The organism is Curtobacterium sp. MCPF17_001 (assembly GCF_003234615.1).
Classification (GTDB): Bacteria; Actinomycetota; Actinomycetes; order Actinomycetales; family Microbacteriaceae; genus Curtobacterium.
Map to the genome: position 1 here is coordinate 48,039 of NZ_QKSL01000017.1, position 13,505 is coordinate 61,543.

A 13,505-nucleotide genomic window follows, 5' to 3' on the forward strand; every position below is an offset into this window, starting at 1 on the left:
CGAATCGAGGCGGCGTGGCACGGTACATCTCCGGGCTCCTCGCCGGGCTCGACGAACTCGACGAGCACGTCGACGTCGTGGCGAAGCCGGACGACGTCGCATGGCTCCGTGGGCTCGCCCCGGGTCACCGGTACCACGCGGCTCCGAGCTGGACGGCCTCCCGTCCGCTGCGCCTCGTGTGGGAGCAGACCGGCCTGGTCGCCCTGGCCCGACGGGTGGGAGCCGCCGTCCTGCACAGCCCGCACTACACGTTCCCGGTGATCCGGGCCTCCCGGACCGTCGTCACCCTGCACGACGCGACCTTCTTCAGCGACCCCGCCGCGCACTCGGCGCTCAAGGTGCGGTTCTTCCGCGCGTGGACGCGACTGGCACGCCGCTTCGCCCGGGCGACCGTCGCGCCGAGCGCCGCGACCGTCAGCGAACTGGACCGGATCGCCGGCCGGCCGCGTCGCGCGACCGTCGTGGCACACCTCGGCGTCGACCGTGCGCTGTTCCACCCGCCGACGGACGCCGACCTCGCCGCGTTCCGGGCGGCGCACGAGCTCGCGGCGGACGCCGAGTGGATCGCCTTCCTCGGCACCGTCGAACCGCGCAAGCGCGTGCCGGACCTCATCGCGGCGCACCGGGCGCTCCGCGCGGAGCGGCCGGACGTCCCCGCGTTGCTCGTCGCCGGCGGGCTCGGCTGGGACGAGGCCGCCGAACGCGAGTTGACGGCGGCGGGTGACCGTCCGGCAGCCCCGCTGCGCTACCTCGGGTACCTGCCCGTCGACGAGTTGCGGGCGCTGCTCGGCGGGTCGCGCATCGTGGCCTACCCGAGCATCGCCGAGGGCTTCGGCCTGCCGGTGCTCGAGGCGATGGCCTCCGGTGCCGACGTCCTGACCACCGACCGCCTGGCGATCCCGGAGGTCGGCGGCGACACCGTCACGTACACCGAGCCCGACGCCGAGCCCATCCGCGCTGCGCTGGCCGCTCTGCTCGACGGTGACCAGGCCGACCGCGCCGACCGGGTCGCCCGCGCGCGTCAGCGGGCCGACGGCTTCTCGTGGGCTGCCTGCGCGCGGGCACACCTCGGGGTGTACCGGTGACCGCCGCTGACGGCGCCGTCGACGCCGTCGCACCCGACGCCGCACCCACTGGGTCCGGTCCGCGTGCCGCCATCGTCACCGTCTCGTACAACTCCGGCGACGTCCTTCCGGCGTTCCTCGCCTCCGTGCCGGCAGCGAGTGCCGGAGCCGTCCCGGTGGTCGTGGCCGACAACGACTCGACCGACGCGGACGCGCTCCGCGCCGTGACCGAGGCCGCGGGTGCCCGGTTCCTGGCACTCGGTGAGAACCGTGGGTACGGCGGTGCGGTGAACCGCGCAGTCGCCACGCTCGGGCCGGAGGTCCGCTGGGTCCTCGTGTCCAACCCGGACGTCGTCCTCGAGCCGGGGGCACTCGACCGGCTCCTCGCGACCGCGGAGGCCGACCCGGGCATCGGCGCGGCCGGTCCGCGGCTGCTCGAACCCACCGGCGAGGTGTACCCGTCCGCCCGGCTCGTCCCGTCCCTCCGGACCGGCCTCGGGCACGCGGTCTTCGCGAACGTCTGGCCCGGCAACCCCTGGACCCGCCGGTACCGCCAGGACGGCGAACACGACGGTCGTCGTGACGCCGGCTGGCTGTCCGGGGCGTGTGTCCTGGTGCGGCGCGACGTCCTCGACCGACTCGGCGGCTTCGACGAGGGGTACTTCATGTACTTCGAGGACGTCGACCTCGGCTGGCGCATCGGACGTCTGGGCCTCCGCAACGTCTACGAACCCGCAGCGACCGCCACCCACATCGGCGGGACCGCGACGCAGGGGTCCTCGGAGCGGATGCGTCGTGCCCACCACGAGAGCGCGTACCGGTTCCTGGCACGGAAGTACCCGGCGTGGTGGCTGTGGCCGCTCCGAGTCGTGCTGCGGGCTGCCCTGGCCGTGCGCGCCCACGCCACGAACACCCGCTGACACGGTATCGTCGGCCGATCCGACCGCCTCCCCCGGCGCCCTGAACCCGAACCCGGAAAGCCTGCCCATGACCCTCGCCGTCACCCTGATGGTCCGCGACGAAGCGGACGTCATCCCTGCCTGGCTCGACCACCACTTGGCCCAGGGGTTCGACGTCTTCGTCATCACCGACAACGGGTCGGTCGACGGGACCACCGACCTCCTCACCGCCTTCGCCGCACGGACGGACGTCACGGTCGACCTGCGCCACGACCCGGTGCACCGGAAGCAGCAGGGCACCGTCGTCACCGGGATGGCCCGCGACGCCGCGCGCACCCACCACGCCGACTGGGTCGTCAACGCCGACGCCGACGAGTTCATCCTGCCGGTCGACCGCTCCCTGACGGTGGGTGAGGTGTTCGAGCGCCTGGACCCGGTGGTCGGCGCGTTCACCGTCCCGGTCGTCAACATGACCGGGATGCTCGCCGAGTCCGGCGGTGGCGTCGAGCGCCTGCACTGGCGTGACGACCGATCGGTCACGGAACTCCAGGCGATCGGGCTGATCGGCCCGCCGAGCACCAACGCCGTGCACGTCGGCGACCCCGAGGTGACGGTCGTGCAGGGCAACCACCAGGTCAGCGTGGCGAACGGCGCCCCGGTGCCCGCCGGACTCGAGCTCGAGGTCCTGCACCTGCCGTGGCGGTCCTGGACCCAGTACGAGCACCGCGTCGACGTCAGCGGGCGCGCCTACGAGGCGAACCCCGACCTCACCCCGAGCCCGCGTCACCACGGCATGCGGGACCTCCGTCGCCTCCGGGAGGGGGTGCTCGAGTCGACGTTCGCGCTCCGCTTCGTCACCGACGACGAAGCGGCCGCAGGTCCCTTCACGCGGGACGACGGCATCGCCGAGGTGCTCCGTCGCGCCGGGTCGACCAGCATCGACGGGACCCCCGACCCGGTCGTCCCCGAGGACGAGCTGCGCCGGCTGCAGCAGGTCGGTCACGCGATCGTCACCCGTGACCGGAGGATCGAGTCCCTCGAGGACAGCGTCCGGGCCGGCGAGGCGACCGCGGACACCCTCCGTGCCACCGTGCAGTTCGAGCGTGACCGGGCGCAGGCCGCGCTCCGCGAGGTCAGCGCACGGGACGCCGAACTCGCGGCGATGCACGCGCGCCGTGTCGTGCGGCTCGCGGACCGCGCGGGCGACGTGGCCCGGCGGCTCCGCCGGCGCTAGCCAGCAGCCCGGGAGGCACCGGGGCGCTCACCACGGAGCTGGCCGCCCGCACGCTGCCGTCGCACCGCGTCGAGCAGCACCTCGGCCCGCCGGACGAAGGAGTGCTCGGCACCCACGCGGGTGCCCCGCTCGGCACGTTCCGCAGCCGACGAGGTCTCCCCCTGGTGGACCAACCCGCGGAGCTCGTCCGCGTCACGGTACGTCCGCACGGCACCGTGGAACAGCTCGTCCACGCCCGGCACCGGGTCGGTGAGGACGAGGGCACCCGTGGCCGCTGCGTCGAACAGCCGGTTGGACACGAACCCGTCGCGGGCCATGTCGTCCCAGTGGTCGTTGAGCACCACGCGAGCGCTGCGGTAGAGCGACGGGAGTGCCTCGTTCGCGACGAACACCCCGCGGTGCACGCCCTCCGGTAGCAGGCCCTCCCACCCCTCGCCCCAGACGGCGAGGTCGAGGCCTGCGGCGACGGCGTCCCGCACGACCGGCCGGAAGACCTGACGGGTCTTCCCGACGAACGCGGTGTCGAGCCCGGCGTACTCCGGCGCCCCGGTCCCCGGGTGGAAGCGGGTGGGGTCGGTGGCCTGCAGGAGCGGGGCGACGTCGAGGCCCGTGTCCGCCGCCACGCGGGCCGCCCACACCGGCCCGGCGGCGAACCGCAGGTCGTAGCGGGCCAGTTCGTCCGCCGTGACGAGGTCGGGGTGGGAGATGACCCAGAGCACGTTCGTCGCCACCGGGTGGACGGGGGTGTCGTCGAGTCCGCGGAGCGTCAGGGCGACGTCGTCCAGGTGCTCGGACAGCGGGCGGACGTGCGACTCGCGGTGGTCGACGACGACCTCCTGCCCGAGCGACCGGAGCGCCGTCGCCAGGTCACGGGCGAAGAACGTGTCGCCCCAGTCGTCCCCGCCGGGGCCGGGGTGGGCGGCGATCCGGATCGACCAGCGCAGCCGTTCTCCTCGGTCCCGCAGCGTGACCCGCTCCGCACCCCGCTCGGCACGGACGACCGGTTCGCGGAGGGCGACCGGGGCTCCCGCGGGATCGGCGGCCGGGAGGCCCGGGACGAGTCCGGCGCGTTCCAACGCGGTGACCGCGGTGCCGTCCACCCGCGTCCGCCAGTGGGCGAGGGCCGCGGCGGCGTCGGTGTCGTACCGACGCTCGCGGAGGACGCGTGTGCGGTACACACGGCCGAGTGCGACGACCACGCACGGGCCGCCGCCGGCGTCCGCGCTGTCGCGGGTGAGTCGTGCGACGGCGGTCCGGGTGTCGACCGTGCGGACCGGCAGCGCCAGGTCCGCGGTACGCACCGCGAAGCACGGTTCGTCGGCCGCGAAGACCTCGGCGCCGTCGAGCAGGTCGGCGTCCTCGGCCGGGTGCCCGCGCAACAGTGCCGCCACCGGTGCCGTGCCCCGGACCAGGACCGCTCCGGCGCTGGCGACGAGGTCGTCACCGGTCCGGACCACACCCACGGCCACCGGTGCACGGTCCAGTGCTGCCGTCAGTGTCGCGTAGGCCTCGAGGGGCATCGTGACCGACGCGTCCTGCACGACCACCCGGGCGCTCGTGAGGAGTGGCCGAGCCGCGGCCACGGCGCCGCCCCAGGTGGCGGCGACGGTCGCACGGGCGACGACGTGGTCAGCGCCGGCGACGACGGCTGGGTACACGCTCGTCGGGCCCGCGTGGACGTCGTACACGCTGACGACGACGGTCGCGGCACCGGCGTCCCGCGCGGCCCGGACGACCGCCCGGTGTCCTCCGTCGCGGAACGTCGTCTCTGCGACGGTGACGACGACGTCGACCCCGTGGTCACCGGGCCGTGACGGCTCGGTGACCAGCGAGGTGTCGACCGGGAGGCGCGGCTCGGCCGGACGGTCCGCCGCCGGTGCGGACGGGGTCGGTGTGTCCGACGGCAGCGGCACGTCGACCCCGACCGGACGGCCGAGGAGCCGACGCAACCCGGACCGGGCCACCGTCAGCCGCGCAGCAGGTTCTGCAGGTAGACGCCGTAGCCGCCCTTGACGAGCGGCGCGGCGAGGTCGGCGAGCTGGGCGTCGTCGATCCAGCCGTTCCGCCAGGCGATCTCCTCGATGCACCCGATCTTGAAGCCCTGACGGTCCTCGATGACCTTCACGTACTCGGACGCCTGCATCATCGACTCGAACGTGCCGGTGTCGAGCCACGCGGTGCCGCGGTCGAGGACCTGCACGCCGAGCTCCCCGGCCTCGAGGTAGCGCTCGTTGACGGTCGAGATCTCGAGCTCGCCTCGGGCACTCGGCTCGATCGTCTTCGCGATCTCGATGACCTTGTTGTCGTAGAAGTACAGGCCGGGAACGGCGTAGTTCGACTTCGGCTCGGCGGGCTTCTCCTCGATGGAGACCGCGGTGAAGTCGTCGTCGAACTCCACGACGCCGTACGCCTTCGGGTCGGCTACGTGGTAGGCGAAGATCGTCGCGCCCTGCACCTCGGTGTTCTTGCGGAGGTTCGTGCCGAGCCCGGTGCCGTGGAAGATGTTGTCACCGAGGACCAGTGCCACGCTGTCGTCGCCGATGAAGTCCTCACCGATGACGAACGCCTGGGCGAGTCCGTCCGGGGACGGCTGCACCGCGTACTGGATGTCCATGCCGAGCGTCGAGCCGTCGCCGAGCAGGGCCTTGAACTGGTCGTTGTACTCGGGCGTCGTGATGATCAGCACCTCGCGGATGCCGGACATCATCAGCGTCGACAGGGGGTAGTACACCATCGGCTTGTCGTAGATCGGCATGAGCTGCTTGCTGATGCCCTTGGTGATCGGCCAGAGGCGCGTGCCGGAACCGCCGGCCAGGATGATGCCCTTCATGGGGATGCGTCCTTACTTCTTCGTGGTGCGGAGGGACTCGGTGTAGGCGAGGCACTCCTCGTACGTCGGCAGCAGGCCCTGCTCGGCGGCCTGCTCGAGGGTCGGCGCGCTGGTGTCCTTCTCGGACAGGACCGGCTCGCCGATGCCGTCGGGGAGCTCGAGCGCGACGGTCGGGTCGAGGATGCTGATCCCCTTCTCGCGCTCGGGGTCGTAGTGCGCGCTGACCAGGTAGTTGACCGTCGAGGCGTCCTCGAGCGCGACGATGGCGTGCCCGAGGCCCTCGGACAGGTACACGGCGCGGCGGTCGACGTCGTCGATGCGGACGGAGTCCCACTGGCCGAACGTCGGCGACCCGACGCGGATGTCGATGATGTAGTCGATGAAGGCACCGCGGACGGCCGTGACGTACTTCGCCTGGCTCGGTGCGACGAGGGCGTAGTGGATCCCCCGCGCGACGCCGCGCGACGAGATCGACATGTTCACCTGACGGAGGTCGAGCGGGTGGCCGACGGTCTCCTCGAGCACGTCCGCACGGTAGGCCTCGAGGAACGCACCCCGGGCGTCACCGTGCTGGACAGGGGTGAACTCCCACGCGCCTTGGATCTTCAGTTCTCGGATCTGCACCGGGGCAGCCTAGCAAGAGGCCCGCACTCAGAGGCCGAGGGCTGCTCGCCAGTCGCCGTCGCCGGTCACCAGTCGCTCTGCGCGCACGTACGCCTGAGCACGCTGCACCCGCTCGTCGGCCTCCCGGAACGCGGTGCGCAGCGCGTGCTGCCACGCGGCCGGGTCGTTCTCGGCGAGCAGTCCGCCGTGCTCGTCGATGTCGGCGTACGACGGTCGGTCCGAGGCGACGAACGGCAGGCCGAGCATGCTGACCTCGAGGAACTTGAGGTCGCTCTTGGCGTCGTTGAACGGGTCGTCGGTGAGGGGCGCGACCCCGGCGGACCAGCGGTGCGCGTTCGCCCGCAGGAACGCCACGAACTCCGGGTAGTGGTTCGCACCGTCGGGCAGGTCCAGCCGGTCGAACCAGTCCGCGTCGGTGTCGGTCACGCCGACGACCTCGAGTCGGACCGCGCGACCGTCGTCGTCGACCAGCCCGTCGAACACGGGCCGCAGCAGCGCGAGGTCGTCGCCGTGCGTGGCGGACCCCATGTACAGGACCCGACGCGGGCCGACGGGGTCGGGACGCGACGGCCCGGTGCCCCACAGCCCGGGCTGGACGGCGTTCGGCACCACGACCGCCGTGGTGCCCGCTGCGGCGAGCACGGCGCGCAACGGCTCGGTCGACGTGACCACCACGTCGGCGGCCGCGACCACGCGCTCGACGGACGCGAGCCGCTCGGGGTCGTACTCGGCGCGGACGAGCCGGGCACGGGCCTCCTGGCTGAAGAAGTCGTCGTCCACCTCCGCGACGATGCGGGTGCCCTCGCGGTGCGCACGCTCGATCGCGGCGTCGAGCGAGGCGAGCGGGAAGGCGTCGCGCTGGACGAGCAGCACGTCGAGGTGGGCCGTGTCCGTCCCGTCGGCCCATCGCACCGGTTCGACCTGCGCGACGCGGGCCGCGCCGGAGGCGGCGAGTGCCGACATGCGGCCGGTCACGCGGATGTGCGCGGACGCGGGGTGGACCCCACCGGCTCCGTGCACGACGAAGCCGACGAGTGGCGGTTCCGGCGCCGGGCCGGCGGCCGGTGCGACGTCCTGGTCGGGGCGTCGGGTGAGGAACCGGGCGACCCGGGAGCGCAAGGACGTCACGCCGTCATCCTGTCACGCGGTGACGGCCGGGAAGTCGGACGTGGGCGGCTGCGGGGCGACCGCCGAGCGCCGGAGCGACGCGGTCCAGACCAGCGTGAGCACCGCGGCGAGCGCCACGATCGCGAGCACGACGGCGACCCGGCTCACCGTCAGCGTCACCGGCTCGTGGAACGCCGGGCCAGTGAGGTCGACGATGGCGAACCAGTCGTACCCGGCGGCGGCCACCCACGCCGTGACGAGCAGCGGCGAGAGCACCCGGCCGAACCCGGAGAGACCGATCGCCATGACGACGGCGAGGACCGGGACGACCGGCAGGCCGTACCGCGCCTGGGCCGCGCCGCCCTGCATGGTGAAGCGGATCTGGAGGAAGACGACGAGCACGACGACCGCGACGAGCATGAGGGCGACGAGCACGTCGGCGACCCGGTCGGTGGCGTCCTGGCGCCGGCGGCGTCCGGTGACGGTCACCGGGTCGGCGGTCGTCCGGTCGGTGGTCGTCGGGTCGGTGGTCGTCGGGCGGGGCGCCGTCGGTCGGACGCGCCCGTTCCGGCGGAGCGCCGGGACCACCGCGACGACGACCGCGAGCAGGAGCGGTCCGACCAGGAGCACCCACGGCCAGGTCACGTCCAGCGTGAAGTGCCCGCGGAAGACCGAGAAGACGCCGGTCCAGAAGCCCGGGTCCGCCACCGTCTCGACGAAGCCGTGCTGTCGGCGGTGGAGGTGTGCCGCGGCCCACTCCGGCTGACTGCCCGCGATGTTCCCGGTCACACGCTCGTTCCGGAGGAAGAACCACCCGGCGGCGAGGGCCGGTGCGGCGGCGACGACGACGAGCGCGACGAGCTTGCCGACCAGACCGTTCCACCAGCCGCGACCCCGGGCGCAGACGACGGCGACGAGGACCGCGACGACGAACACCGCGAAGGTGAGTCGGCTGAGCATGCCGGCGGCGGTCACCACGGCCGCGAGGACGACCAGGCGGGTCGAGAGGCCGCGACGGAGGGCCGTGGCCGCGACTCCGATGGCGAGCGCGCCGAAGGCGACGTTCGGCAGGTCGTTGTAGACGGCGCCACCGACCAGCAGGAACATCGACGTCAGGGAGACGACGACGGCGGCGACGCTCGCGGCACCGGGCCGGGTCGGCAGCACCCGGCGTGCGGCCCACCCGGCGGCGAGCACGGTGAGCCCGGCGAACACGGCGTTCAGGACACGCCCCGCGAGCACCGCGTGGTAGTGCTGGCCGCTGTCCCAGAGCGGCCCGACGACCGGCGCGAGGACCGCATAGAAGAGCGGCGGGTGCTGGGAGACCCACTGCACCGGCGGGATGATGCCGAACGTCGAGTCGATCGTGAGGCCGTCCTCGAACACGGGCAGGTGACCGTGCCACACGGTGACGGCGTAGTCGAGGTGCGCTGCCTCGTCCCCGGAATTGAACGGCGGGGCGCTGAACCCGATCGCGATCGCGGCGAAGACGGCGAAGAGGGCCGCCGCGAGGACGATGCCGGAGTGGAGGGTCATGGTCGGGCGGCGCACGATGAGCGATCCTCCCACAATGCGTCTCGGTCGGGATCGCCCGCACGGGCACACCGGCACCCTCCTCCGGTAGGTCGACGACATCACGTAGGGTGAACGCGGCCTGAAACGCTCCCGCGCGCCATCACCTCGAGCATGCGCGCCCAACGACCAGATCGAGACGCCCGAACGCAGTGAAGCTCTTCATCCAGATCCCGTGCCTCAACGAGGAGCAGACGCTCCCCGCAGTCCTCGAGACGATCCCTCGGTCGATCCCCGGCATCGACGAGATCGAGATCCTCGTGATCGACGACGGTTCGACCGACCGCACCGTCGAGGTCGCGAAGGCCCACGGCGTGACGCACTTCGTCCGTCACGCCCAGAACATGGGCCTGGCGCGGTCGTTCCGCGACGGCGTCGACTACGCGCTGCTGCACGGTGCGGACATCGTCGTCAACACCGACGGCGACAACCAGTACCCGCAGGCGCAGATCGCGGACCTGGTCCTGCCGATCCTCGAGAAGCGTGCCGAGATCGTCATCGGTGACCGGCAGACGCGCACCATCGAGCACTTCTCCGGCTTCAAGAAGCTCATGCAGCGCTTCGGCTCCTGGGTCGCCAGCCGCGCCGCCGGCCTCGACCTGCCCGACGCCGCGAGCGGGTTCCGCGCCTACTCGAAGTACTCGCTCATCCGGCTCAACATCGTCACGCGGTTCAGCTACTGCATGGAGACGATCGTGCAGGCCGGCTACAAGCGCATCGCGATCGCCAGCGTGCCGATCACGACGAACGCGAAGACGCGTGAGTCGCGGCTGTTCAGCAACATCTGGCAGCACATGTTCGAGTCCGGGTCGGCGATCGCCCGCGTCTACCTGATGTACCGACCGATGGCACTGTTCGCCTGGGTCAGCGCGGTGCTGGCCGTCTGCGGGCTCATCCCGTTCATCCGGTACCTGGTGCTGCTCGCGACGGACTCCGGCGGCAACCACCTGCAGTCGCTCCTGCTCGGGCTGGTCCTCGTCATCACGGCGGTGCTCGCGATGACGATCGGCGTCGTCGCGGACCTGACGCGGCTGAACCGGACCCTGGCCGAGGAACAGCTCGACCTGCAGAAGCTCGCCCGGTACGGTGACTGACCCCGTCCCTCCGGTGCGACGTCGCGAGTTGGTCGTCGTCGCCGCGGTGACGGCGACGTTCGGCCTGCTGCTCGTGCTCTGGGCGGCTCTCGTCCCGACCTTCCAGGCGCCCGACGAGCGTGCGCACTTCGACGCGGCCGTGCACGTCGCGATCGGCGACGGCTGGCCCGACCCGGGCGACCTCCGCGTGCTCGACGCGGTCCAACAGGCGAGCGGCCCCCGACCCGACAGCGCCCCGACCATGGGTGAGCTCCTGCGCTCGACCGGGGCTTCGTCGTCGGACACCGTCGACCAGATGACCCAGCACCCGCCGACCTACTACCTCGTCGCAGCGGGTGTGCTCCACCTGGTCGACTTCGAGTCCCTCCGGCCGCACGTCGCGCTGCTCGCGGTCCGGCTCCTCGGTGCCCTGTTCGTCCTGCCGCTGCCGGCACTCGCCTGGGCCACCGTCCGGCGGGTGACCCGGTCGCCCCGTGCCGCGCTGGTCGGGGCGTTCGCCGTCCTCGCCGTCCCCGAACTCGCCTCGATCGGTGCCTCGGCGTCGAACGACGCGCCCGTCGTGCTCTTCGCGGCGACCACCGTGTGGCTGGCCGTCCGGGTGATGACCGGCGACGACCGGGTCCGCACCGCGCTCGCCCTCGCCCTGTCCCTCGGCGTCGCGATCGTCTGGAAGGGCACCGCGCTCCCGCTGATCCCGTTCGTGGCGGTCGCCGTGCTCGTCGCGCCGATGCGTCGAGCCGGGGTCCTGCCGCGCGCCGTGCGGGCGCTCTGGGTCCTCGCCCTCGCCGCCGCCGTCGGCGCCTGGTGGTGGGTGCGCAACCTCCTCGTCTTCCACACGCTGCAGCCCAGCGGCTTCTCGGCCATCCGCCCGCCGAAGCCCTTCCCGACCGGGACCGGCCCCGACCCGGCCGCCTTCGCCGACGTGTCGTGGTCGACGATCGCCCGGACGTTCTGGGGCAGCTTCGGCGGACGGGCGCAGTGGATCCTCTCCCCCGTGGTCTTCGAGACCGCGACGGTCCTGGGTCTCGGTGCCCTGCTCGTCTGGGGCTTCCGACGCGCGCCGGGGCTCCGCGTCGCGATCACCCTCGCCGTGCTGCCGGCGACGATCTTCGTGCTGCAGACCGCGAACGCCTGGGGCAGCTACCGCGCCACCACGTTCATCGGCGCGACCCAGGGCCGGTACTACTTCCCCGCCCTGCTCGCGTTCATCGCCCTCAGCGCGATCGCCTGGCGCCGTGCTGTCCAGACCGACCGCGGCCGTCGCCGGTTCGCCGTCGTCGTCGCGGCCCTGTCCGCCGCGATGGCGGTCTACGGCCTGCTGTTCACCTACGGGAGCATCGCCGAGCACTCCCGGATCCGGGTGACGCCACTCGGACTCGACGTGCTCGCCACGTCGTCCCCGGTGCCGGTCCCCGTGATGGTGGTCGGGTGGCTCGTCGCGGCCGTGGTGCTCGCCGCCGCGGTGGTGGTCGCCGCCATGCTGCGGCCGTCCGTCGACGAACCGTCCCAGACCGACCCGCTCGGTACCGCAGGAGCCGGGACCGAGACCGAGACCGAGACCGCCCACCGTGGAGGGACGACCGCATGAGCACCACGCGAACGCGGACCCGCGCGGTGGCCGTCCGCCCCGCCGCCGGCCGTCGACACGACCGACCGCCCGTCGGCCGTCGCGAGGCCACCACGGTCATCGGCCTGACCGTCGTCTTCGGGCTCGTCCTCGCCCTCTGGGCGTACGTCAACCCGTCACTCCACGGCCCGGACGAGCTCGCCAACGTCGACGCGGTGATCCACCTCGCGATGGGGCAGGGCTGGCCGCCGGCCGGTGACCTGCACTACCTGCAGGGCCTGCTCGCCCAGAACGTCCCGGTGCACCTGCCCGCCGCCACGGACCGGCCGGACTTCGCGACGATCGTCGGCGACGGCTCGGAGAACCCGCTCGTCAACCCGATGTCGCAGCACCCGCCGACCTGGTTCCTGGTGCAGGCGGTGGTCGCCCACCTGCTCGACTTCGCCGGCCGCCGCTGGGACATCGTCGTGCTCGGCATGCGCCTGGTCGACGTCGCGGTCATGCTCCCCGTCCCGGCGCTCGTCTGGGCGAGCGTCCGTCGGGCGACCGGTTCGCCCCGGACCGCCGTGGCCGCGGCCGCGACCCTCCTGGCCGTCCCGCAGCTCGCGCAGCTCGGCTCGTCGGTGTCGGTGTGGGTGCCCGTGATCACCGCCGGCGTGCTCGCCACGTGGCTCGCGGTGCGTGTGCTCACCGGAGACCGCTCCTGGTGGACGGTCCTCGCCCTCGGCGGCGCACTGGCCGTGGGGACCGCGATGATGGCCGGCGGCGCGATCGCCGTCCCGTTCGCGCTCCTGGCCGTGGTCGTGGCGCGGAACGGGTCCGGGCCACTCGGCCGCCTGCTGCGTGCGCTGGTGGTGCTCGCGGTGCCTGCCGTCACCACCGGGTGGTGGTACGTCGCGCTGGCCGTACAGACCGGCACGCCGCAGCCCGATCCGTTCCCCGCCGTGTCGATGTCGTGGCCCGCGCACGAGTCGCCGGCGCCGACGCAGTTCGCGGGCGCGTTCTGGAACGGCATGTCCAACTCGTTCTGGGGCCTCCTCGGCCGGTACGAGTGGCCGCTGTCGGCCGTGCTCGTCGACTCCTTCACCGTGATCGCCCTGGCTGCGCTGGTCTGGGGGCTCAGCCGCCGCACCATGGACCGCCGCACCGTGCTGGTCACCGTGGCCTTCCCCGTGACGGCCCTCGTCGTCGTGCTCGCCCGCGACTGGGCCACGTACGCCAGCCACCTCGGCGTCACCGTGAACCAGGGCCGGTTCCTCTTCCCGGCGCTGGCCGCGTTGCTCGTCGCCCAGGCCTGCGCGTGGCGCGCCCTCGTCGAGCGCGACGTGGTCCGGGTCCGCCTGGCACGCGCCGCGATCGTCGTGGCGCCGCTGGTCGCGGTCGCCGCGCTGGGGTTGCTCTACTCGGGGTCCTACGAGGAGCTCGTCTTCCGCATCTCGGTCGCCGGACGCCAGACGCTCTTCGGCTCGCTGCCGTACGGCGTCCGTCCGCTCGCGGCCCTCGTCGTCGCCACC

General features: G+C 72.9%; 11 protein-coding genes. 6 read left to right on the forward strand and 5 right to left on the reverse strand.

Annotated elements, in window-relative coordinates; genetic code table 11:
- Positions 1-14: 14 nt before the first annotated feature.
- The 3 genes from DEJ24_RS14270 to DEJ24_RS14280 all read left to right on the forward strand — a co-directional run bounded on the left by DEJ24_RS14270 (position 15) and on the right by DEJ24_RS14280 (position 3,197).
- Complete coding sequence (locus tag DEJ24_RS14270; protein ID WP_220036725.1) at positions 15-1,085, forward strand: glycosyltransferase family 1 protein; 1,071 nt, start codon at positions 15-17, stop codon at positions 1,083-1,085.
- A complete protein-coding gene (locus tag DEJ24_RS14275; RefSeq protein WP_181436624.1) occupies positions 1,082-1,984 on the forward strand; it encodes a glycosyltransferase family 2 protein in 903 nt (300 codons plus the stop codon). Before DEJ24_RS14270 ends, DEJ24_RS14275 begins: the two co-directional genes overlap by 4 nt.
- A 67-nt stretch (positions 1,985-2,051) precedes the next feature.
- A complete protein-coding gene (locus tag DEJ24_RS14280; protein ID WP_111079195.1) occupies positions 2,052-3,197 on the forward strand; it encodes a glycosyltransferase family 2 protein in 1,146 nt (381 codons plus the stop codon).
- Here the strand turns inward: DEJ24_RS14280 and DEJ24_RS14285 are convergent.
- From DEJ24_RS14285 to DEJ24_RS14305, 5 genes are read right to left on the reverse strand one after another with little or no spacing between them, the layout of a single operon-like run.
- Positions 3,194-5,146 carry a glycosyltransferase gene (locus tag DEJ24_RS14285; protein WP_146245991.1) on the reverse strand — a complete coding sequence of 651 codons (1,953 nt, stop codon included), beginning with the start codon at positions 5,144-5,146 and terminating at the stop codon, positions 3,194-3,196. The two genes, DEJ24_RS14280 and DEJ24_RS14285, sit on opposite strands and share 4 nt — an antisense overlap.
- 17 nt (positions 5,147-5,163) lie before the next feature.
- The gene (gene rfbA, locus DEJ24_RS14290) at positions 5,164-6,027 is read right to left on the reverse strand and encodes a glucose-1-phosphate thymidylyltransferase RfbA (protein ID WP_110902742.1); all 864 of its coding nucleotides are present in this window, start codon (positions 6,025-6,027) and stop codon (positions 5,164-5,166) included.
- A 12-nt stretch (positions 6,028-6,039) separates the two neighbouring features.
- Positions 6,040-6,651: a dTDP-4-dehydrorhamnose 3,5-epimerase family protein gene (locus tag DEJ24_RS14295; protein WP_111044311.1), complete on the reverse strand. Its 612-nt coding sequence runs from the start codon at positions 6,649-6,651 to the stop codon at positions 6,040-6,042.
- A gap of 27 nt (positions 6,652-6,678) precedes the next feature.
- A complete protein-coding gene (locus tag DEJ24_RS14300) occupies positions 6,679-7,779 on the reverse strand; it encodes a glycosyltransferase (protein WP_111079197.1) in 1,101 nt (366 codons plus the stop codon).
- 12 nt (positions 7,780-7,791) lie between these two features.
- Positions 7,792-9,309, reverse strand: a complete 1,518-nt coding sequence (locus DEJ24_RS14305) for a glycosyltransferase family 39 protein (RefSeq protein WP_181436625.1) — start codon at positions 9,307-9,309, stop codon at positions 7,792-7,794.
- 173 nt (positions 9,310-9,482) lie between these two features.
- Here DEJ24_RS14305 and DEJ24_RS14310 point away from each other — a divergent pair, with 173 nt between their 5' ends.
- From DEJ24_RS14310 to DEJ24_RS14320, 3 genes are all read left to right on the forward strand, one after another.
- Positions 9,483-10,424 (forward strand): glycosyltransferase family 2 protein, encoded by a 942-nt coding sequence (locus DEJ24_RS14310; protein ID WP_111044314.1) that lies wholly within the window; start codon positions 9,483-9,485, stop codon positions 10,422-10,424.
- Positions 10,417-12,012, forward strand: coding sequence for a glycosyltransferase family 39 protein (locus tag DEJ24_RS14315; RefSeq protein WP_111079199.1), 1,596 nt, complete (start codon positions 10,417-10,419; stop codon positions 12,010-12,012). The genes DEJ24_RS14310 and DEJ24_RS14315 overlap by 8 nt, the downstream gene beginning before the upstream one ends.
- A partial coding sequence (locus DEJ24_RS14320; protein ID WP_220036726.1) for a YfhO family protein occupies positions 12,009-13,505 on the forward strand: 1,497 nt, incomplete at its 3' end. The genes DEJ24_RS14315 and DEJ24_RS14320, both read left to right, overlap by 4 nt.